19 protein-coding genes and 1 pseudogene are annotated in these 20,259 nt (G+C 68.4%); 3 read left to right on the top strand and 17 right to left on the bottom strand.

All coding sequences use genetic code 11. The features are described from left to right. Positions 1-3: 3 nt before the first annotated feature. The 15 genes from E0H92_RS06395 to E0H92_RS06325 form a co-directional block, all read right to left on the bottom strand. On the bottom strand, positions 4-1,527 hold the full coding sequence (locus tag E0H92_RS06395; RefSeq protein ID WP_131469034.1) for an NADH-quinone oxidoreductase subunit M: 1,524 nt from the start codon (positions 1,525-1,527) through the stop codon (positions 4-6). Continuing rightward, a complete protein-coding gene (gene nuoL / locus E0H92_RS06390; RefSeq protein WP_131469032.1) occupies positions 1,524-3,392 on the bottom strand; it encodes an NADH-quinone oxidoreductase subunit L in 1,869 nt (622 codons plus the stop codon). Before nuoL ends, E0H92_RS06395 begins: the two co-directional genes overlap by 4 nt. Before the next feature lie 12 nt (positions 3,393-3,404). Further along, positions 3,405-3,704 carry an NADH-quinone oxidoreductase subunit NuoK gene (gene nuoK, locus E0H92_RS06385; protein WP_130441814.1) on the bottom strand — a complete coding sequence of 100 codons (300 nt, stop codon included), beginning with the start codon at positions 3,702-3,704 and terminating at the stop codon, positions 3,405-3,407. After that, on the bottom strand, positions 3,701-4,495 hold the full coding sequence (locus tag E0H92_RS06380; RefSeq protein ID WP_131469030.1) for an NADH-quinone oxidoreductase subunit J: 795 nt from the start codon (positions 4,493-4,495) through the stop codon (positions 3,701-3,703). The genes nuoK and E0H92_RS06380 overlap by 4 nt, the downstream gene beginning before the upstream one ends. Then, positions 4,492-5,037 (bottom strand): NADH-quinone oxidoreductase subunit NuoI, encoded by a 546-nt coding sequence (gene nuoI / locus E0H92_RS06375; RefSeq protein WP_131469028.1) that lies wholly within the window; start codon positions 5,035-5,037, stop codon positions 4,492-4,494. Before nuoI ends, E0H92_RS06380 begins: the two co-directional genes overlap by 4 nt. Further along, entirely contained in the window at positions 5,030-6,340 is a 1,311-nt protein-coding gene (gene nuoH, locus E0H92_RS06370) for an NADH-quinone oxidoreductase subunit NuoH (RefSeq protein ID WP_131469027.1), read from the bottom strand. Before nuoH ends, nuoI begins: the two co-directional genes overlap by 8 nt. Beyond that, the gene (locus E0H92_RS06365; RefSeq protein WP_131495658.1) at positions 6,337-8,775 is read right to left on the bottom strand and encodes an NADH-quinone oxidoreductase subunit G; all 2,439 of its coding nucleotides are present in this window, start codon (positions 8,773-8,775) and stop codon (positions 6,337-6,339) included. The genes nuoH and E0H92_RS06365 overlap by 4 nt, the downstream gene beginning before the upstream one ends. Then, positions 8,772-10,082 (bottom strand): NADH-quinone oxidoreductase subunit NuoF, encoded by a 1,311-nt coding sequence (nuoF, locus tag E0H92_RS06360; protein ID WP_131469023.1) that lies wholly within the window; start codon positions 10,080-10,082, stop codon positions 8,772-8,774. The genes E0H92_RS06365 and nuoF overlap by 4 nt, the downstream gene beginning before the upstream one ends. A gap of 2 nt (positions 10,083-10,084) precedes the next feature. Continuing rightward, the gene (nuoE, locus tag E0H92_RS06355; RefSeq protein ID WP_165549705.1) at positions 10,085-10,804 is read right to left on the bottom strand and encodes an NADH-quinone oxidoreductase subunit NuoE; all 720 of its coding nucleotides are present in this window, start codon (positions 10,802-10,804) and stop codon (positions 10,085-10,087) included. Further along, positions 10,805-12,142: an NADH-quinone oxidoreductase subunit D gene (locus tag E0H92_RS06350; RefSeq protein ID WP_131286674.1), complete on the bottom strand. Its 1,338-nt coding sequence runs from the start codon at positions 12,140-12,142 to the stop codon at positions 10,805-10,807. Then, on the bottom strand, positions 12,142-12,849 hold the full coding sequence (locus E0H92_RS06345) for an NADH-quinone oxidoreductase subunit C (RefSeq protein ID WP_131469021.1): 708 nt from the start codon (positions 12,847-12,849) through the stop codon (positions 12,142-12,144). The genes E0H92_RS06350 and E0H92_RS06345 overlap by 1 nt, the downstream gene beginning before the upstream one ends. Continuing rightward, positions 12,846-13,400, bottom strand: a complete 555-nt coding sequence (locus tag E0H92_RS06340; protein WP_131286677.1) for a NuoB/complex I 20 kDa subunit family protein — start codon at positions 13,398-13,400, stop codon at positions 12,846-12,848. Before E0H92_RS06340 ends, E0H92_RS06345 begins: the two co-directional genes overlap by 4 nt. A gap of 1 nt (position 13,401) precedes the next feature. Further along, the gene (locus tag E0H92_RS06335) at positions 13,402-13,761 is read right to left on the bottom strand and encodes an NADH-quinone oxidoreductase subunit A (RefSeq protein ID WP_131469019.1); all 360 of its coding nucleotides are present in this window, start codon (positions 13,759-13,761) and stop codon (positions 13,402-13,404) included. 86 nt (positions 13,762-13,847) lie between these two features. After that, a complete protein-coding gene (locus E0H92_RS06330) occupies positions 13,848-15,161 on the bottom strand; it encodes a geranylgeranyl reductase family protein (RefSeq protein ID WP_131495657.1) in 1,314 nt (437 codons plus the stop codon). 153 nt (positions 15,162-15,314) lie between these two features. Further along, positions 15,315-16,013, bottom strand: a complete 699-nt coding sequence (locus E0H92_RS06325; protein WP_131495656.1) for a demethylmenaquinone methyltransferase — start codon at positions 16,011-16,013, stop codon at positions 15,315-15,317. Positions 16,014-16,072: 59 nt separating this feature from the next. On the opposite strand from E0H92_RS06325, the gene E0H92_RS06320 reads away from it, so the two are divergent. Both E0H92_RS06320 and E0H92_RS06315 read left to right on the top strand, forming a co-directional pair. After that, positions 16,073-17,353, top strand: a complete 1,281-nt coding sequence (locus tag E0H92_RS06320) for an isochorismate synthase (RefSeq protein WP_131286685.1) — start codon at positions 16,073-16,075, stop codon at positions 17,351-17,353. A 1-nt stretch (position 17,354) separates the two neighbouring features. Further along, on the top strand, positions 17,355-17,969 hold the full coding sequence (locus E0H92_RS06315) for an MBL fold metallo-hydrolase (RefSeq protein WP_131495655.1): 615 nt from the start codon (positions 17,355-17,357) through the stop codon (positions 17,967-17,969). A 17-nt stretch (positions 17,970-17,986) separates the two neighbouring features. Here the strand turns inward: E0H92_RS06315 and E0H92_RS45715 are convergent. Together E0H92_RS45715 and E0H92_RS06305 are read right to left on the bottom strand one after the other, a co-directional pair. After that, positions 17,987-18,298, bottom strand: a pseudogene (locus E0H92_RS45715) (GNAT family N-acetyltransferase); the annotation flags it as partial. 361 nt (positions 18,299-18,659) lie between these two features. Next, the gene (locus E0H92_RS06305) at positions 18,660-19,487 is read right to left on the bottom strand and encodes a GNAT family N-acetyltransferase (RefSeq protein ID WP_131495653.1); all 828 of its coding nucleotides are present in this window, start codon (positions 19,485-19,487) and stop codon (positions 18,660-18,662) included. A 56-nt stretch (positions 19,488-19,543) separates the two neighbouring features. Between E0H92_RS06305 and E0H92_RS06300 the strand changes: the two genes are divergently transcribed. Beyond that, positions 19,544-20,173: a PadR family transcriptional regulator gene (locus E0H92_RS06300; protein WP_131495652.1), complete on the top strand. Its 630-nt coding sequence runs from the start codon at positions 19,544-19,546 to the stop codon at positions 20,171-20,173. Positions 20,174-20,259: the final 86 nt, after the last annotated feature.

Below are 20,259 nucleotides of genomic sequence, written 5' to 3'. Positions count from 1 at the left end.
CGCTCACTTCTGTCCCTCCGTCACGGGGATCTGCGGTGCCTTGTCGGTCACGCCGACCCGCTGCATGGTCTCGTCGACCGCGGGCTTGATGATGTCGACCACCGGCTTCGGGAAGATCCCGAGCCCGATGATCAGGACCACGAGCGGCGCGATCGCGAGTACCTCACGCGCGTTCAGGTCCTTCAGCTTCTCGATCCCGTCGCGGACCGGACCGGTCATCGTGCGCTGGTACATCAGCAGGATGTACAGCGCGGCCAGCACGATACCGAGGACGGCGATCACCGCGATCACCTTGTGCCGGCTGAACGTCCCGGCCAGCACCATGAACTCGGAGATGAACGGCGACAGACCCGGCAGCGCCAGGCTGGACAGTCCCGCGAACAGGAACGTGCCGGCCAGCACCGGGGCGACCTTCTCGACCCCGCCGTAGTCGGCGATCCGCGCGGAACCGCGCCGGGAGATCAGGTACCCGGCGACCAGGAACAGCGCCGCGGTGGAGAGACCGTGGTTGAACATGTACAGCGTCGACCCGGTCAGGCCCTGCGACGTCAGCGCGAAGATACCCATCACGATGAAGCCGAAGTGCGAGATCGAGGTGTACGCGATCAGGCGCTTGATGTCGGTCTGGCCGATCGCCAGCAGCGCGCCGTACAGCACCGAGATCAGCGCCAGCACCAGGACGACCGGGGTGGCCCACTCGGACGCGTTCGGGAACAGGCCCAGGCAGAACCGGATCATCCCGAAGGTGCCGATCTTGTCCAGGATGCCGACCAGCAGCACCGACGTCCCCGGTGTCGCCTCACCGGCCGCGTCCGGCAGCCAGGTGTGGAACGGCACCATCGGCGCCTTCACCGCGAACGCGAAGAAGAAGCCGAGGAACAGCCACCGCTCGGTGTTCTGGCTGATGTCCAGCTTCATCAGATCGGTGAGCAGGTACGACGGCTCGCCCGACTTGGCCGAGAGCACGTAGAGGCCGACCACCGACGCCAGCATCAGCAGACCGCCGAGCAGCGAGTAGAGCAGGAACTTCACCGCGGCGTACGAACGCTGCGGGCCGCCGAAGCCGCCGATCAGGAAGTACATCGGGATCAGCGTGGCCTCGAACAGCACGTAGAACAGGAACACGTCGGTCGCGGAGAACACGCCGATCGACAGCGCCTCGAGGGCCAGGATCCAGGCGAAGAAGGACTTCTCCGACCAGCGGCCCTTGTCGGCGTCGTTCCAGGACGCGATCAGCACGATCGGCGTCAGCAGCGCGGTCAGCACCACCAGCACGATGCCGACACCGTCGAGGCCGAGCGCGTAGTGCGCGCCGAAGGCCTTGATCCAGGTGTGCGTCTCGGCGTAGTCCTCGGCGCCGTTGCGGTGGTAGCCGATCGCGACGATCGCGGTCAGCACCAGCGTGACGAGCGAGAACCCGAGCGCGACCTGCTTGGCCGTCAGCGCTTTCGCCTTCGGCACCAGCATCGTCGCGATGGCCCCGACGAACGGCAGGAGCAGTAACAGGGTCAGCCAACCGATGTTCACGACAACCTCACCGCGAGGAGGGCGACGACCACGAATGCGGCGCCGAAGACCATGCTGAGTGCGTACGAACGGACGAAGCCCGTCTGGAACCGGCGGAGCCGGCCGGACAGACCGCCGAAGAGTGCGGCCAGGCCGTTGACCAGGCCGTCGACGCCCCGGTTGTCGAGCCAGACCAGCGTCCGGGTCAGATACTGCCCGGGCCGCATCAGGACCGCCTCGTTCAGCGCGTCACCGTACAGGTCCCGGCGGGCGAAGACGGTGACCGGCGAACCGGCGGGCGCCTCCCGCGGGATGTCCCGGCGGTACTTGAGCACCGCGATGACGATGCCGACGGCAACCACCGCGAGGGTGATCAGCGTCATCACCAGGGCACTCACCGGCGGGTGATGCTCCTCGTGACCGACGATCGGCTCCAGCCAGTCGACGATCCAGTGCCCCGCGAAGTACAGCGCGCCGCCGCCCAGCGACAGCGCCGCCAGGATGATCAGCGGCCACGTCATCACGGCCGGCGACTCGTGCGGGTGCACGTCGTCCGCCCAGCGCTTCTTGCCGAAGAACGTCATCAGCATCACCCGCGTCATGTAGAACGCGGTGATGCCGGCGCCGAGCAGCGCGCACAGACCGATCACCGTGTTGTCCGCGAACGCGGCCTCGATGATCTTGTCCTTGCTGAAGAAGCCGGCGAACGGCGGGATGCCGAGGATCGCCAGGTAGCCGAAGGCGAAGGTCGCGAAGGTGATCTTCATCGGCGTCCGCAGCGCGCCGTAGTGGCGCATGTTCACGTCGTCGTTCATGCCGTGCATGACCGATCCGGCGCCGAGGAACATGTTGGCCTTGAAGAAGCCGTGGGTGAGCAGGTGGAAGATCGCGAACACGTACCCGGCCGGGCCGAGGCCCGCGGCGAGCATCATGTAGCCGATCTGGCTCATCGTCGAACCGGCCAGCGCCTTCTTGATGTCGTCCTTGGCGCAACCGATGATCGCACCGGCGAGCGCGGTGACCGTACCGACGATCACCACCGCGGTGGACGCGGCGTCGGTGACCTCGTAGATCGCGTGCGACCGGACCACCAGGTAGACGCCGGCCGTGACCATCGTCGCCGCGTGGATCAGCGCCGACACCGGGGTCGGGCCCTCCATCGCGTCCAGCAGCCAGGACTGCAGCGGCACCTGCGCGGACTTACCGCAGGCGGCCAGCAGCAGCATCAGGCCGAGCAGCGTGGCCCAGGTGCTCGAGACGTGCTCGGCGCCGGCGTTCACGGTCGAGAACGCGGAGGACCCGAACAGCGCCCACATGCTCATCACCGCGAGCGAGAGGCCGATGTCACCGACCCGGTTCACCACGAACGCCTTCTTCGCGGCGACCGCGGCCGAGTTCTTGTGCTGCCAGAAGCCGATCAGCAGGTACGACGCCAGACCGACGCCCTCCCAGCCGACGAAGACCAGCAGGTAGTCGGCCGCGAGGACCAGCAGCAGCATCGACGCGATGAACAGGTTCAGGTAGCCGAAGAACCGCCGCCGGCGCGGGTCGTGCTCCATGTAGCCGATCGAGTAGATGTGGATCAGCGAACCCACACCCGTGATCAGCAGCACGAACAGGATCGACAGCGGGTCGATCAGCAGCGTGAAGTCGACCTTGATGCTGCCGACCGAGAACCACTCGAACAGCCGGACCGTCTCGGACCGCTCCTCGCTGCCCTGGCCTCGCATCTGGAAGAACAGCACGACGCCGAAGGCGAAGGAGATCACCGGCGCCAGGGTGCCCAGCAGGTGACCCCACGCGTTGGTGGCCTTGCCACCGAGCAGCAGGATCGCCGCGGACACCGCCGGTACCGCGACCAGCAGCCACGTCAGCTCATGACTCATGGGGTGCTTACCTCAGTACTTGAGCAGGTTGGCGTCGTCGACCGAGGCCGAGCGACGGGTGCGGAAGATGGCCATGATGATCGCCAGCCCGATCACGACCTCGGCCGCGGCCACCACCATCACGAAGAAGGCGGCGATCTGGCCGTCGAGGTTGCCGTGCTGGCGGGCGAAGCTCACGAACGCGAGGTTGGTCGCGTTCAGCATCAGCTCGACGCACATGAAGACGACGATCGCGTTCCGGCGGACCAGCACGCCCAGCGCGCCGATACTGAACAGGATCGCCGCGAGCACGATGTACGGCTCGGTACTCACTTGTCGTCTCCTTCTGCTTCACCCGCGTCGAGCTTGCGGACCTCTTCGATGTCCGCGCGCTCCTCGGCTTCGGGGAACACGGTGCCACGTGCCTGGAGCACCCGCGAAACCGAGGTCGGTGCGATCGACCCGTCCGGCAGCAGGGCCGGGGTGTCGACGGCGTTGTGCCGGGCCAGCACACCCGGCGTCGGCAGCGGGCCGGGGTGGATGCCCTGCTCGGCGTACTTGCGGATCCGCTCCTCGGCGTGGTCGCGCTGCGTCTTCTTCTTGGTCAGCCGCTCGCGGTGGGCCAGCATCATGGCGCCCATCGCCGCGGTGATCAGCAGCGCGGACGTGACCTCGAAGGCGAACACGTACTTGCCGAACAGCAGCTGCGCGAGGCCCTTGACGTTCCCGTCCGGCTGCGCGTCGGCCAGCCCGGTCGGGTTGCCGTAGATCGCGTTGCCGACGGCGGCGACCAGCAGGACGCCGAAGCCGAGGAACGCGATCCCGGCGAGCAGCCGCTGACCGCGGATCGTCTCGACCAGCGAGTCGGACGCGTCGACGCCGACCAGCATCAGCACGAACAGGAACAGCATCAGGATCGCGCCGGTGTAGACGATGATCTGGACCGCGAACAGGAACGGCGCGTCCTGCGCGGCGTACTGCACCGCGAGGCAGATCATCACGGTCGCCAGCAGCAGCGCCGAGTGCACGGCCTTACGGACCAGCACCATGCCGATCGCGGCCAGGATCATGACCGGAGCCAGCATCCAGAACGCGACCTCCGGGCCGGTGACCAACCCGATCATTTGGCGTCACTCCCCCCGGTCTTCGCCGCGCCGGTCAGACCGAGGTAGTAGTCCTTCTCGGTCGTGCCGAGCTGCATCTCGTGCGGCGGCTCCTGCATACCCGGGAGCAGCGGCGCCAGCAGGTCCTTCTTCTCGTAGATGAGGGACTCGCGGCTGGTGTCGGCCAGCTCGTACTCGTTGGTCATGGTGAGCGCCCGGGTCGGGCAGGCCTCGATGCACAGACCGCAGAGGATGCAGCGCAGGTAGTTGATCTGGTACACCCGGCCGTACCGCTCGCCCGGCGAGAACCGGTCGCCCTCGGTGTTGTCCGCGCCCTCGACGTAGATCGCGTCCGCGGGGCAGGCCCAGGCGCACAGCTCGCAGCCGACGCACTTCTCCAGCCCGTCCGGCCAGCGGTTCAGCTGGTGCCGGCCGTGGAACCGCGGCGCGGTCGGCTTCTTGTGGAACGGGTACTCCTCGGTGAACACCTTCCGGAACATCGTCCGGAAGGTGACCCCGAACCCGGCTACCGGATCCCAGAGGGACTCTTTGACACTAGCCACGGCTGCCTGCCTTCGATGTCGGCTCGGTCTGCTGACTGGGGATCGGCGGCGGCACCGGGAACCCGCCCGCGAAGGCGTCGAACTCCTTGCCGTCGGCCACCTCGGCCGGCTCTTCCTTGGGCTTCTGCGGGACGAACATGCTGATCACCGCGATCACCAGCACGATCGCGGCCGCGACCAGCAGCGTCGTGCGGCTGAAGTTGGTCTCGCGGCCGACCGCACGGACGGTGGCGACCAGCAGGATCCAGGCCAGCGAGATCGGGATCAGGACCTTCCACCCGAACTTCATGAACTGGTCGTAGCGCAGTCGCGGCAGCGTTCCGCGCAACCAGATGTAGAAGAAGATGAAGCCCATCAGCTTGCCCATGAACCACAGCACCGGCCAGAAGCCGTCGTTCGCGCCGTCCCAGATCGAGATCGGCCACGGCGCCCGCCAGCCGCCCAGGAACAGCGTGGTGGCCAGTGCGGACACGGTCGCCATGTTGATGTACTCGGCCAGGAAGAACATCGCGTACTTGATCGACGAGTACTCGGTCAGGAAGCCCGCGACCAGCTCGCCCTCGGCCTCCGGGAGGTCGAACGGCGCCCGGTTCGTCTCGCCGACCATCGAGATCACGTAGATCACGAACGACGGGAAGAGCAGGAACGCGTACCACCCGGGCAGCGGGATGTCGGTCCCGAACCAGTGCACGGTCTGATGCGACTGCGCCGCCACGATCTCCGAGGTGGACAGCGACCCCGCGAACAGGAACACCGTCACCAGGGCCAGTCCCATCGCGACCTCGTACGAGATCATCTGGGCGCTGGACCGCAGACCGCCGAGCAGCGAGTACGTCGAGTTCGACGACCAGCCGCCGAGCACGATGCCGTAGATACCGATCGAGGCGATCGCCATCACGTACAGCACCGAGACCGGCAGGTCGGTGAGCTGCAGCCGGGTGTAGGTGTCGGTGAACGGGATCTTCACCGTCGGGCCGAACGGGATCACCGCGAAGGTGAGGAAGGCCGGGACGGCGACGATCGCCGGCGCCAGGACGAAGACCAGCCGGTCGACGCCCTTCGGCATCAGGTCTTCCTTGAGCATCAGCTTCACACCGTCGGCCAGCGACTGCAGCAGACCCTGCGGGCCGTGCACGTTCGGGCCGATCCGGTGCTGCATCCGCGCCACCACCCGGCGTTCCCACCAGATGTTGAAGAGCGTCAGCACCACCAGGAAGACGAAGATGAAGAGGACCTTGATCAAGATCACCCACCAGGGGTCGTGACCGACCCCCGCATCCGGCACGGCGAGTGGGAGTGTCATGCGTTCCCTCCGGCGATCGTCACGATCGAGCCATGGTCTGCGTGCAGCGACCGGCGGACGTGGGAGTCGGCCGAGTTGGTCGGCAGCCAGACCACGTTGTCGGTCATCGGCGTGATGACGACCGGCAGCCGGATGCTCCCGGCGTCGGTGCTCACCACCAGCTCGTCACCGTCGGCGACACCGATCCGGCGTGCGGTGGTGAGCGAGACCCGGGCGACCGGCGTCCGCGCGGTCGCGGTCAGGTGCGGCTCACCGTCGCAGGAGCGGCTGTCGTCGATCAGCATCCGCCAGGTCGCGAGCCGGGTGGAGTCGAACGCGCCCAGGGCCGGACCGGCCTGGTACGTCGGCTCCTGGGCCCGGTCGCCGTCCCAGCGGCCGAGCTCGTCGTACTCGCGCTTGGCGCCGTCGGTCGTGCTGAAGCCGAGCGGGTTGCCCATCTCCTGCGCCAGCGCGGCCAGCGCGCGGACGTCCGGCATCGCGGTCGGCACCTTGAGCACGACCGGGAACGGCCGCTCGCGACCCTCCCAGTTCACGAAGGTGCCGGACTTCTCCGCCGGCGGTACGACGGGGAAGACCACGTCGGCGTACTCGGTCACCTGCGAGTTGCGTACCTCGAAGCTGACCACGAACGGCGCGGCCTCCAGCGCGGCGAGCGCCGCGGCCGGGTCGGGCAGGTCGTCGATCTCGACACCCGCGACCACCAGCGCCTGCAGCGAACCCGCGGCGGCGATGATCTCGGTGAGGTCCTTGCCGGGCGCACCCGGCAGGTTGTCGACGCCCCAGGCGGCCTGCAGGTCGACCCGCGCCTGCGGGTCGCTGACCAGCCGGCCGCCGGGCAGCAGGCCCGGAAGGCAACCGGCCTCGAGCGCGGCCCGGTCACCCGCACGCCGCGGGATCCAGGCCAGCTGCGCACCCGAGTCGAGTGCGAGCCGGAGCGCCGCCGAGTACCCGCCCGGCACCGCGGCCAGCCGCTCGCCGACGACGATGATCGAGTCCGCACCGAGCGCGGCCCGGGCAGCTGCCCCGGCCTCGCCGGCGTTGCCGAGATCCGCGAGTACGGCGGCCTCGGTGCCCGGCGATGCCTGGACGACGGCGCCAGCGAGCTTCTCCACACCGCGCGACGCGTACGCCGCGATCGTGAACACCTTGGTGCCGTGCGTCTTCACGCCCTTGCGCACCCGGAGGAAGACGGACGGCGACTCTTCCTCGGGCTCGAACCCGACGAACAGGACCGAGCCGGCCTTCTCCAGGTCCGCGAACGTCGTCCCCAGGCCGGTACCTGCGACTGCGGCGGCGAGGAAGTCGGCCTCCTCCGCGGAGTGCGGGCGGGCCCGGAAGTCGATGTCGTTGCTGCCCAGCGCGACGCGGGCGAACTTCGAGTACGCGTAGGCGTCCTCGACCGGCAGCCGGCCACCGGTCAGCACCGCCGCGTTGCCGCGGGCCGCGGTCAGCTTCTCCGCCGCGAAGGTCAGTGCCTCCGGCCACGACGCCGGCCGCAGCTCGCCGTCCTCGCGGATCAGCGGGTGCGTCAGCCGGTCACCGGTGGTCGCGTACTGGAACGCGAACCGGTCCTTGTCGGAGATCCACTCCTCGTTGACCTCCGGATCGTCGCCGGCCAGCCGGCGCATCACCTTGCCGCGCCGGTAGTCGATCCGGATCGCCGCACCGGACGAGTCGTGCTCGGCCACCGACGGCACCGACACCAGGTCGAACGGCCGCGAGCGGAAGCGGTACGCCGCACTCGTGAGCGCACCGACCGGGCAGATCTGGATCGTGTTGCCGGAGAAGTAGCTCTCGAAGGGCTCCTTCTCGTAGATGCCGACCTGCTGCAGCGCCCCGCGCTCGATCAGCGCGATGAACGGGTCACCGGCGATCTGCTCGGAGAACCGGGTGCAGCGCGCGCAGAGGATGCACCGCTCGCGGTCCAGCAGCACCTCGGCCGAGATGTTGATCGGCTTCGGGTAGGTCCGCTTGATCCCGTGCGACGCGTGGAACCGGGACTCGCCGGCGCCGTTGCTCATCGCCTGGTTCTGCAGCGGGCACTCGCCGCCCTTGTCGCAGACCGGGCAGTCGAGCGGGTGGTTGATCAGCAGGAACTCCATCTGCCCGTGCTGCGCCTTGTCGGCGACGGGTGAGGAGACCTGGGTCCTGACCACCATGCCGTCGGCGACGGTGATCGTGCAGGAGGCCTGCGGTTTCGGCATGCCCCGGCCGTTCCCGGCGTCGGTGATCTCGACCAGGCACTGCCGGCAGGCGCCGACCGGGTCGAGCAGCGGGTGGTCGCAGAACCGCGGGATCTGGATCCCGATCTGCTCCGCGGCCCGGATCAGCAGGGTGTTCTTGGGAACCTTCACCTCGATGTCGTCGATGGTCAGCGTCACCAGATCGGTGCGCTCCACCTCCGACCCGGCCGGCGGGTTCGCTTGGATCGTCATGCGCTAGCTCCAGCAGTCGCGAAGACAGTGCTTGCCATCGGGTCGAACGGGCAGCCGCCGTTCTCGAAGTGCGCCAGGTACTCGTCCTTGAAGTGCGCGATCGAGCTGGCGATCGGCGCGGTCGCGCCGTCGGCCAGCGCGCAGAACGACCGGCCGGTGATGTTCTCGCACAGGTCGAGCAGGGTGACCAGGTCCTCCTCGGTGCCCTGGCCCTTCTCCAGCCGCTCGAGGATCTGCACCAGCCACCACGTGCCCTCGCGGCACGGCGTGCACTTGCCGCAGGACTCGTGCTTGTAGAACTCGGTCCAGCGCAGCACGGCGCGGACGACGCACACCGAGTCGTCGAAGATCTGCAGCGCCTTCGTACCGAGCATCGAGCCGACCGCACCGACGCCCTCGTAGTCCAGCGGTACGTCGAGGTGCTCCGACGTCAGCAGTGGCGTCGACGAGCCGCCCGGCGTCCAGAACTTCAGCTCGTGGCCCTCGCGGACCCCGCCGGCCAGGTCGATCAGCTGTCGCAGCGTGATGCCCATCGGGGCCTCGTACTGCCCCGGCCGGGTGACGTGCCCGGACAGCGAGTACAGCGTCGTGCCCTTGGACTTCTCGGTGCCCATCGAGGAGAACCAGTCCGCGCCGTTCTTGATGATGACGGGAACGGAAGCGATCGACTCGACGTTGTTGATGACAGTGGGGCAGCCGTACAGTCCGGCCACGGCCGGGAAGGGAGGACGCAGCCGAGGTTGACCGCGACGTCCTTCCAGCGAGTCCAGCAGCGCCGTCTCCTCACCGCAGATGTAGGCGCCGGCGCCGGCGTGCACGATCACGTCGAGGTCGTAGCCGCTGCCGAGGATGTTCTGGCCGATGTAGCCGGCATCCTTGGCCTCCTGGACCGCCTGCTGCAACCGGCGGATCACGTGCAGGACCTCACCGCGGACGTAGATGAACGCGACGGACGCGCGGATCGCGTAGGACGAGATGACGACGCCCTCGACCAGCGTGTGCGGCGAGGCCATCATCAGCGGGATGTCCTTACAGGTGCCCGGCTCGGACTCGTCGGCGTTCACCACCAGGTACTTCGGCTTCGGGTTGTCCTGCGGGATGAAGGACCACTTCATCCCGGTCGGGAAGCCCGCGCCGCCACGGCCGCGCAGTCCGGAGTCCTTGACCGTGGAAACCACATCGGCCGGCTGCATGGTGAGCGCCTTGCGCAGCGCGTCGTACCCGCCGGTGCGCTGGTACGACGCCAGCTGCCAGGCGTTGATCTGGTCCCAGTTGTCGGACAGTACCGGGGTCAGCGTGTCGACCATGATCAGCCCTCCTTCGGAGTCTCGGAGCCGTTCGGGGCCGACCAGTTGCGCTCCCGGGCCAGGCGAAGACCGGCCAGCGAGGCCTTGCCGCCGGTCGGGCCCTCGTCGGCGCGGCCGTCGGGGTACCCGGCGAGCACCCGCTCGGCCTCGCGCCAGGTGCAGATCGTCGCACCGCGCGGCGACTTCACCTCGGTGCCGTCCCGCAGGTCGTCGACCAGCTGGGTGGCCGACTCCGGCGTCATGTCGTCGAAGAACTCCCAGTTCACCATCATCACCGGCGCGTAGTCGCAGGCGGCGTTGCACTCGAGGTGCTCGAGGGTGATCTTGCCGTCCTCGGTGGTCTCGTCGTTGCCGACGTCGAGGTGCTGCTTCAGCCGGTCGAAGATCAGGTCGCCGCCCATCACCGCGCACAGCGTGTTGGTGCAGACGCCGACGTGGTAGTCGCCGACCGGGCGGCGCTTGTACATCGTGTAGAAGGTGGCGACCGCCGACACCTCGGCGCCGGTCAGGCCGAGCACGTCGGCGCAGGCCTCGATGCCCTCCGGGGTGACCCGGCCCTCGACCGACTGCACCAGGTGCAGCATCGGCAGCAGCGCGGACCGGCCGACCGGGTACCGGGCGGCCAGCTCGCGCATCTCCGCGATCGTGGCGTCGGTGATCTTCGAGTCGCCGGTGCTGTACGGCACCGTCTTGTCGGTAGCAGTCGTGTGGTTCTCGGCCATTTAGCGGTCCACTCCACCCATCACCGGGTCAAGGCTGGCGACGGCGACGATCACGTCGGCGACCTGGCCGCCCTCGCACATGATCGGCATCGCCTGCAGGTTTGCGAAGGACGGGTCACGGAAGTGCACCCGGTACGGCTTGGTGCCGCCGTCGGAGACGACATGCGCACCCATCTCACCGCGCGGCGACTCGATCGGCACGTAGGCCTGGCCGGCCGGCACCCGGAAGCCCTCGGTGACCAGCTTGAAGTGATGGATCAGTGCTTCCATCGACTCGCCCATGATGTGCTTGATGTGGTCGAGCGAGTTGCCCATGCCGTCGGCGCCGACGGCCAGCTGGCTCGGCCACGCGATCTTCTTGTCGGCCACCATCACCGGCTGGCCGTCCATCTTCTCCAGCCGGTCGGCGCACTGCTCGACGATCTTCAGCGACTCGTGCATCTCCTGCAGCCGCACCCGGAACCGCCCGTAGGAGTCCGAGGAGTCCCAGGTCGGTACGTCGAAGTCGTACGTCTCGTAGCCGCAGTACGGCTGGCTCTTGCGCAGGTCCAGCGCGTAGCCGGTGGAGCGCACCGTCGGGCCGGAGATGCCGAGCGCCATACAGCCGGCCAGGTCCAGGTAGCCGACGTTCTGCAGCCGCGCCTTGAAGATCGGGTTGGCGTTGCAGAGTTCGGCGTACTCCTTGAGGTGCCGGTTCATCCAGGTGATGTACTCGCGGATCTTGTCCAGCGCACCCGGCGGGAGGTCCTGGGCGACACCGCCCGGCCGGATGAACGCGTGGTTCATCCGCAGGCCGGTGATCAGCTCGAACAGGTCGAGGGTCTTCTCGCGCTCGCGGAAACCGATCGTCATCACGGTCAGCGCGCCGATCTCCATACCGCCGGTGGCGATGCAGACCAGGTGGCTGCTGATCCGGTTGAGCTCCATCAGGAGCACCCGCATCACGTTGGCCTTCTCCGGGATCTGGTCCTCGATCCCGAGCAGCCGCTCGACCGACAGGCAGTACGCCGCCTCGTTGTAGAACGGCGACAGGTAGTCCATCCGGGTGCAGAACGTGACGCCCTGCGTCCAGGAGCGGAACTCCATGTTCTTCTCGATACCGGTGTGCAGGTAGCCGATGCCGCAGCGGGCCTCGGTCACGTTCTCACCGTCGAGCTCGAGGATCAGCCGGAGCACGCCGTGCGTGGACGGGTGCTGCGGGCCCATGTTGACGACGACGCGCTCTTCCGGCTCCTCGCCGAGGCCCGACACGACTGAGTCCCAGTCCTGGCCGGTGACGGTGAAGACCTTGCCCTCGGTGGTGTCCCGGGTGGTCGCGTACGGATCTGTTGCGGTCATTAGTTGTACGACCTCCGCGTGTCGGGCGGCGGGATGACAGCGCCCTTGTACTCGACGTCGATACCGCCGAGCGGGTAGTCCTTGCGCTGCGGGTGTCCCGGCCAGTCGTCGGGCATCTGGATCCGGGTCAGCGCCGGGTGCCCGTCGAAGATGATGCCGAAGAAGTCCCAGGTCTCCCGCTCGTGCCAGTCGTTGGCCGGGTAGACCGAGACGATCGACGGGATGTGCGGGTCGCTGTCGGGCGCCGACACCTCCAGCCGGATCCGGCGGTTGTGGGTGATCGACAGGAAGTGGTAGACGGCGTGCAGTTCGCTGCCGGTCTCGTGCGGGTAGTGCACGCCGCTGACACCGGAGCAGAACTCGAACCGCAGCGCCTCGTCGTCACGCAGGTGCTGACACACCTCGACGATGTTCTCGCGCTTGATGTGCAGGGTCAGCTCGTTGCGGTCGACGACGACCTTCTCGATCGCACCGTCGGCGGCCAGGCCCTCCAGCCGCTCCACCGCACCGTCGAACCAGGAGCCGTACGGCTTCGGCGTACCGCCCGGCAGCGCGACCTGACGGCGCAGGCCGCCGAAACCGGAGGTGTCACCGGTACCGCGGACACCGAACATGCCCTCGCGCTGGTCGATCACCTCGGCACCCGGGGTCTGAGCGTCCCCGGCCGCGGACGTCGCCGGCAAGTTCTCCGGCTGCGTGTCGCTCATCGGAGCAGACCCTTCATCTCGATCGTCGGCGCGGCGGTCAGGGCCGCGGCCTCCTGCTCGGTCTGCAGCGCCTTCTTGTGCGCGCCGAGCTTCATGTGCTGGATCTGGTCGTGGATCTTCAGGAACGCGTCCAGCAGCATCTCCGGCCGCGGCGGGCAGCCGGGCAGGTACATGTCGACCGGTACGACGTGGTCCACGCCCTGCACGATCGCGTAGTTGTTGAACATGCCGCCCGACGACGCGCACACGCCCATCGCCAGCACCCACTTCGGGCCGGGCATCTGGTCGTAGATCTGGCGCAGCACCGGAGCCATCTTCTGGCTCACCCGGCCGGCCACGATCATCAGGTCGGCCTGCCGCGGCGAGGCCCGGAAGACCTCCATGCCGAACCGCGCGGCGTCGTACCGCGGGGCGCCCGTCGTCATCATCTCGATGGCGCAGCAGGCCAGCCCGAAGGTTGCCGGCCACAACGACGCCTTGCGCATGTAGCCGAGCAGTCCTTCGACGGTGCTCAGCAGTACGCCGGCCGGAAGCTGTTCCTCAAGACCCATGTCAGTCCCACTCCAGTCCGCCGCGGCGCCAGACGTAGGCGTACGCGACGAAGACGGTGACGATGAAGATGACCATCTCGATCAGCCCGAACAGCGCCATCTGGTCGAAGGCGACCGCCCACGGGTAGAGGAAGATGATCTCGATGTCGAAAACGATGAACAGCATCGCGGTGATGTAGTACTTCACCGGGAAGCGTCCACCACCGACCGGCTGCGGGGTCGGCTCGATGCCGCACTCGTACGAGTCCAGCCGTGCGCGGTTGTACCGCTTCGGGCCGACCAGTGCGCTGACGGCGATACTGCCCGCGACGAAGAGCGCCGCGAGCACACCAAGAGCGAGAATCGGTGTATAGGGGTGCATCGCTGCGTGCTCCCTCCTTCAGCCGGTGGTCTGTCTGTGTCTGTTGTTATCAGTAGCGCTGTGGCTCAGCTCACTCGCCCCGCCGGTCAAGCGGCCGGAGCGAGCTTCGTGAGGCCGTTGATGATCTTGTCCATCACGTCCCCGTCCCGCGGGTCGGTGAGGTTCGCGAGCAACTTCAGGGTGAACTTCATCAAGGTGGTGCGCGGCAGACCGTACTTCGTGCAGAGCCGCATCACCTCCGGATTTCCGATCAGCTTCACGAAGATCCGGCCGAGCGTGTAGTAGCCGCCGTACTCCTGCTTCAGCGCCTTCGGGTACGCCGACAGCGCGCGCTCCCGCTGGTTCGGCTGCCGGTGCAGCGCCTGGGCGGCGACCTCGGCGGCGAACGCCCCGGACTCCATCGCGTACGGGATGCCCTCGCCGTTGAACGGGTTGACCATGCCGCCGGCGTCGCCGAGCAGCATCAGGCCGCGGGTGTAGTGCGGCTGCCGGTTGAAGCCCATCGGCAGCGCGGCGCCCCGGATCGGGATGGTCTGGAACTCGTCGCGGAACTGCCACTCCTCGGGCGTGACCTTGAGCCACTGCTTCAGCAGGTCGGCGTAGTCGACCTTGCCGAACGCGTCCGAGGTGTTCAGGATGCCGAGGCCGACGTTGACGGTGCCGTCGCCCATCCCGAAGATCCAGCCGTAGCCGGGAAGCAGCACGCGGCCACCGGGCTGCTTCGGGTCGTCGGCCCACAGTTCCAGCCAGGACTCGAGGTAGTCGTCGTCGGTCCGCGGGCTGGTGAAGTACGTCCGGACGGCGACACCCATCGGGCGGTCGTCGCGCTTGTGCAGACCCATCGCGATGCTCAGCCGGGACGAGTTGCCGTCGGCCGCCATCACCAGTGGCGCCCGGTACTCGACGTCGTCGCCGGCCCGGCGGCCGTTGTCGTCGACCGGCTTCGCGGTGACGCCGACGATATCGCCGCGGCCATCTAGAATTGGGCCGGTCACGTTGGTCCGCTCGCGCAGCCGCGCCCCGGCCTTCTCGGCCTGCCGGGCGAGCATCTCGTCGAAGTCCATCCGGTTCCGGGTCAGCCCGTAGTTCGGGTGGCTGGCCAGATCCGGCCAGTCGAGCTGCAGGACGTGCCCGGCGCCCTGGATGCGGAGTCCGTAGTTCCGGATCCAGCCGGCCTCTTCGGAGATGTCGATGCCCATGTTGATGAGCTGCTTGGTGCCGCGCGGGGTGAGCCCGTCACCGCACACCTTCTCCCGCGGGAACGCGGTCTTCTCCAGCAGCAGGACGTCCAGTCCGGCGTTCGCCAGGTGGTACGCCGCCGCCGATCCGGCGGGTCCGGCACCGACGACGATCACATCGGCGGTCTCCGCCTGCTGCCCGCTCGGCACGCTCTGGCTCATCTCTTCCCGGCCTGGATGTTTGTGGGCGTGTGCGCTCGTGAATCACTTCACGAACCCTCTTCACTCGACAGTCTAGGACTGCCTGACTCGGACACGAAACTCGCCCCAACCCCCTTGCAGGCAAGCCAATTACGCATAAGTTCCGTTGCGTAATTAACCGGCCTTGACGGCTCGGTGGATGGCGACCAGGCCACCGGTCAGGTTGCGCCACTGGACGCGGGTCCACCCGGCGGCCTCGATCGCCCGGGCCAGCGGCTCCTGCGGCAGCCACGCGCGGGTCGACTCCGCCAGGTACTCGTACGCCTCGGGGTTGGTCGACACCACCTTCGCCACCGCCGGCACCGCCCGCATCATGTACTCCAGGTACACGACCCGGAACGGCTTCCAGGTCGGGTGCGACTGCTCCAGTACGACGAGCCGCCCGCCCGGCCGCGTGACCCGGAGCATCTCCTGCAGTGCGGCGGACACGTCGTTCACGTTCCGCAGCGCCCACGAGATCGTCACCACGTCGAAGGTCTCGTCGGCGAACGGCAGCCGCAGGGCGTCACCCGCGACCAGGTCCAGCTCGGGGTGCCGGCGCTTGCCGACCCGGAGCATGCCGACCGAGAAGTCGCAGGACACCACCTCGGCGCCGGCCTCGCGCAGGTTGACGCTGGACGCGCCGGTCCCGGCCGCCAGGTCGAGGATCTTCATCCCCTTCCGCGGCGCGATCTCCTTGAAGGTCTCCGGTCGCCAGTAGTGCTTCTCCAGCCCCATCGTCGCGACCGCGTTGGTCCGGTCGTACCCCTCGGCCACGTTGTCGAACATGGCCGCCACGGCCTGCGGGTCCTTGCTCAGATCTGCGCGCGTCACCTGTCTAGTTCATCACGCGACACCGTGTCCGCCGGACGGGAGGCATACGCTTGCATCTCGTGAGTGCATCTCCAGGTAGCCGTGCGGCCCTCGCGACCCGAGGCCCCGCACCGCAGTTGGTGGTTCGCAGTCAGGCGGTGGACGGGGTCTCGGCGCAACTGCTGGACCATCTGCCGGACGAGGGCGGACTCGCGTGGGTACGGCGGGGCGACGGCCACGTCGGCTGGGGCGTCGCCGCCCGGCTGGACGTTGCCGGTAGCAACCGCTTCCAGGAGGCCATGACCTGGTGGCAGGAGCTGACGTCGGCCGCGGTGATCCGCGACGAGGTCGGCGTACCGGGCTCCGGGCTGGTCTGCTTCGGCTCCTTCGGCTTCACCGACCAGGACCCGGGTGAGCTGGTGGTTCCCGACGTGATCGTCGGCCGCCGCGGCGACACCACCTGGGTGACCACGGTCTCGCCGGCCAGCTCGCTGGGCGCGCCGCCCGAGCTGGTCGTCCACGAGCCGTCACCGGTGTACGACGTGGCGTTCGCGGACGGCGCGCGGACCGGGACCGACTGGTCGAGCATCGTCGCCGACGCGGTCCGCCGGATCACCGCCGGCGAGCTCGAGAAGGTGGTGCTGGCCCGCGACCTGATCGCGATCGCCGAGCAGCCGATCGATCTGCGCTGGCCGCTGCACCGGCTCGCGACGGCGTACCCGAACTGCTGGACGTTCTCCGTCGACGGCCTGATCGGCGCCACCCCGGAGTTGCTGGTCCGCCGGGAGAAGGGCCTGATCACGTCCCGCGTGCTGGCCGGGACCATCCGCCGTACCGGCGACGACGAGCACGACCTGGCGCTGGCCGCGTCGCTGGCCCGGTCGTCGAAGGACCTCGAGGAGCACGAGTTCGCGGTCCGCTCGGTCGCGGAGGCGCTGGAGCCGCACTGTACGTCGATGAACGTGCCGGAGACCCCGTTCGTCCTGCACCTGCCGAACGTGATGCACCTGGCCACCGATGTCGCCGGCGTCGCCAACAACGGCGCCTCGGCGCTCGGGCTCGCTGCCGCGCTGCACCCGTCGGCGGCCGTCTGCGGTACGCCGACGCCGGTCGCGCGGGACCTGATCGGTGAGATCGAGGGGATGCAGCGCGGCCGGTTCAGCGGACCGGTCGGGTGGATGGACGCGTCCGGCGACGGCGAGTGGTGCATCGCGCTGCGCTGCGGCCAGGCCGACCCCGACGAGCCGCGGCGGATGCGGCTGTTCGCCGGCGCCGGGATCGTGGCCGGTTCCGACCCGGACGCCGAACTGGCCGAGACGAACGCCAAGCTGGTGCCGATGAGAGACGCGTTGGGAGACTGAGTTGAGGCTTACCAAGTTCGCACACGCCTGTGTCCGCCTGGAGAAGGACGGGAAGGTGCTGCTGATCGACCCGGGCACGTTCTCCGAGGACGCGGCCTTCGAGAACGCGGACGCGGTGCTGGTCACGCACGAGCACCCCGACCACGTCGACGTCGAGCGGCTGCGCGGGTTGCAGGTGCCGGTGTTCACCACCGCCGGCGTCGCGGCCGCGCTGAACGACGAGCGGGTCACGGTGGTGGCGGACGGTCAGTCGTTCGACGCGGCCGGTTTCGCGGTCCGTGCCTACGGCAAGGATCACGCGGTGATCCTGCCCGAACTCGGCGTACCGTGCGAGAACATCGGCTACCTGGTCGACGACGCGGTCTACCACCCGGGCGACTCGTTCACCCAGCCGGACCGCGAGGTACACACCAACCTGGTGCCGATCTCCGGGCCGTGGTTCTCGACCGCGGCGGGGGTCGACTACGCGCGCTCGGTCAAGGCGGAGCAGACCGTCGGCATCCACAACGCCCTCCTCAGCGACATCGGCCTCGGCATGATGCAACGCTGGATCGGCGAGGCAGGCGGCCGCCCGTACCACGGCCTGACCCCCGGCCAATCCCTCGAAATCAACTGAAACCGCCGCAGGTCCGCCACCGCCTCGAAGCCGAGTTGCTGGTAGACGCCGTGTGAGTGCGGGTTGCCGAGGTCTGTACGTAGGCAGATCTCGGCGGGCTGCAGGTTGCGCGCGAGGTGTGCGGTCAGCGCAGCGCCGTACCCGCGTCGCCTGAACTCCGGCGGCGTGTAGATAGGTCCCAGCCGTACGACGCCACGCCGCACCGGCCGGTGCGCCGCCATGGCCACCACGCCCCCACCATCCTCAAACACCCACAGCCGCCGCTCCTCCACGCCGTTCCTACTGCGTGCCACGGCCCAACCGCGGCGCTCGTCCTCTTCACGCGCCATCGCGGCCAACCACTCCGCGCACAACTCAACGTCACCACTCTCGGCCAACCGCGCTTTCCCTTGCGTGCTGGGCGTTCTCAACTCACCAAGCCGATAAAGCCGCACACCACCCCGCTCCTCAACCTGCTTGCCCACAGCAACCGCCCAGGAATTCGCGAACTGCTCCGCAACCTCCCCTTCCCCCTCGACCGCCATCGACTCGGGCGCCACCTCGAGCACCCGCTCGACCAGCCCACCCACGTCGGCCACGTGCGCCAACCGGATCCCTCGCGGCTCCCGAGCCACCGCCACCCCGCCCGGCGTCTCGACCAACCGTCCGCCAGCGTCCAGTTCCTCGAGCAACACAACATGCCGCACCGGATCAAGCATCGGTGAACTCAGCCTCGACGAAGTCAGCCACCGGGCGGTAGCCCGCCTGGTAGTAGATCTTGTTGGAGGTTGGGTTCGCCAGGTTGGTGAACAGGCAGGCCTGGTTGCCCTCGGCAAGGATCATCGCCGTCACATGGCTGGTCAGCGCGCCGGCGTACCCGTGCCGGCGCCGCTCCGGGGGTGTGTAGACCGGGCCGACCCGGCTGACGCCGAAGACCGGCTGATGGAAGCCGACCATGCTGACCGGCTCGCCGTCGGCCTCCCAGATCAGCAGGCTCTCGTGCTCCAGATGCCGCTCGGCCCACGCGCGATGCCCGATGGACAGCTCTTCGGCGAACCCGTCCTTGCCCCAGGCCGCGACCAGGTCGACCTCGTCCGCGGCCATCCGCCGCGGGCCGCCGGAATCCGCCTCCAGCGGCGTCAGCTCGATCAGCTTGTGCAACCGGGTGCCACGCACCACGGTCGCCTGACCGCCACGGTGTTCACACCATCGCTGCCCGAACCTGGTCACCACAGGTCGATCTCCCGCGACACCAGGGACCTCAGGCAGTACGTCGGCAAGCGCGTCCGCGACCGGCTCGGCGAAGTCCTCACGGAGCGCGCCGAGGTACACGTACCGCCCCGCGGTGCGCATCGCGACGCCGACCACCTCCGGGTCGTGGACGGAGACGTAGTACGACGGCTCGCTGTCGGTCATCCGGCCGGTGGCGCGTTCGTGGACGACGGTCATGACGAGGTTGTTCAGCACCGGATCCTGTTGCAGGAAAGGGAACACGATCTGCTCGAAGGCCTGTGGATCGCTCGTCACACGGACATCCATGACCCGGAGCGTACGCCTGCGAGCCCCCGCCGGTCGCCCGGATTTACACTGCGACCATGTCCACCACGCGGTTGTTGCTGCTCGGCGTCGTGCGGATCTTCCAGCCGGCGTACGGGTACCAGCTGCGGCGTGAGTTGCTGACGTGGAACGTGGAGGCGTGGGCGAACGTCAACCCCGGCTCGATCTACACGGGGCTGCGCACGCTGGCCAAGCACGGGTACCTCCAGGAGCTCGAGCAGGACGGCGCGCACCGGCCCGGGCGGACGTCGTACAAGCTGACCGCGGACGGCGAGACGGAGTACTTCTCGCTGCTGCGCGGCATGCTGTGGACCGTCGACGGGTTCCACCCGGACAAGATGCAGGCCACGATCAGCTTCATGTGGTCGCTGCGCCGCGACGAGGTGATCGCCGCGCTGGAGGCCCGGATCGCCCAGATCGAGTCCTGGCTCAAGTCCGAACCCTTCGCCGAACGCCAGATCCAGGAAGACCCCGGTACGCCGAACCACGTCGTCGAGATGTTCCGCATCACGAAGGCGCGCGACGCCGGCGAACTCCAGTGGACGCGCGAGTTCCTCGACCGGATCCGCAACGGCGCCTACGCCTTCGCCGGCGAACCCGCCGACTGGGAGCCGTACCCCGGCATGGTCACCCACTGGGGCGAAATCCCCGACGCCCCCACCTCCTGACCCCACGCTCCCCACGCTCCCGCTCCCCGCCCTCCCCGCGCTCCGCGCGCCAACTTTGAGAAGCCACCGATCATTTTTGCGGCCTC

Source organism: Kribbella speibonae, from assembly GCF_004331375.1.
Classification (GTDB): Bacteria; Actinomycetota; Actinomycetes; order Propionibacteriales; family Kribbellaceae; genus Kribbella; species Kribbella sindirgiensis.
Note: the sequence above shows the minus strand (reverse complement) of the source record. Positions and strands in the feature narration are given on the sequence as shown.

What these genes read in the sequence shown, in the direction of transcription:
- nuoL (WP_131469032.1), bottom strand. Translation starts at nt 3,392, where the DNA reads ATGAGTCATGAGCTGACGTGGCTGCTGGTCGCGGTACCGGCGGTGTCC.
- E0H92_RS06380 (WP_131469030.1), bottom strand. Translation starts at nt 4,495, where the DNA reads ATGATCGGGTTGGTCACCGGCCCGGAGGTCGCGTTCTGGATGCTGGCT.
- nuoH (WP_131469027.1), bottom strand. Translation starts at nt 6,340, where the DNA reads ATGACACTCCCACTCGCCGTGCCGGATGCGGGGGTCGGTCACGACCCC.
- E0H92_RS06365 (WP_131495658.1), bottom strand. Translation starts at nt 8,775, where the DNA reads ATGACGATCCAAGCGAACCCGCCGGCCGGGTCGGAGGTGGAGCGCACC.
- nuoF (WP_131469023.1), bottom strand. Translation starts at nt 10,082, where the DNA reads ATGGTCGACACGCTGACCCCGGTACTGTCCGACAACTGGGACCAGATC.
- nuoE (WP_165549705.1), bottom strand. Translation starts at nt 10,804, where the DNA reads ATGGCCGAGAACCACACGACTGCTACCGACAAGACGGTGCCGTACAGC.
- E0H92_RS06350 (WP_131286674.1), bottom strand. Translation starts at nt 12,142, where the DNA reads ATGACCGCAACAGATCCGTACGCGACCACCCGGGACACCACCGAGGGC.
- E0H92_RS06345 (WP_131469021.1), bottom strand. Translation starts at nt 12,849, where the DNA reads ATGAGCGACACGCAGCCGGAGAACTTGCCGGCGACGTCCGCGGCCGGG.
- E0H92_RS06340 (WP_131286677.1), bottom strand. Translation starts at nt 13,400, where the DNA reads ATGGGTCTTGAGGAACAGCTTCCGGCCGGCGTACTGCTGAGCACCGTC.
- E0H92_RS06335 (WP_131469019.1), bottom strand. Translation starts at nt 13,761, where the DNA reads ATGCACCCCTATACACCGATTCTCGCTCTTGGTGTGCTCGCGGCGCTC.
- E0H92_RS06330 (WP_131495657.1), bottom strand. Translation starts at nt 15,161, where the DNA reads ATGAGCCAGAGCGTGCCGAGCGGGCAGCAGGCGGAGACCGCCGATGTG.
- E0H92_RS06305 (WP_131495653.1), bottom strand. Translation starts at nt 19,487, where the DNA reads ATGGATGTCCGTGTGACGAGCGATCCACAGGCCTTCGAGCAGATCGTG.
- E0H92_RS06300 (WP_131495652.1), top strand. Translation starts at nt 19,544, where the DNA reads ATGTCCACCACGCGGTTGTTGCTGCTCGGCGTCGTGCGGATCTTCCAG.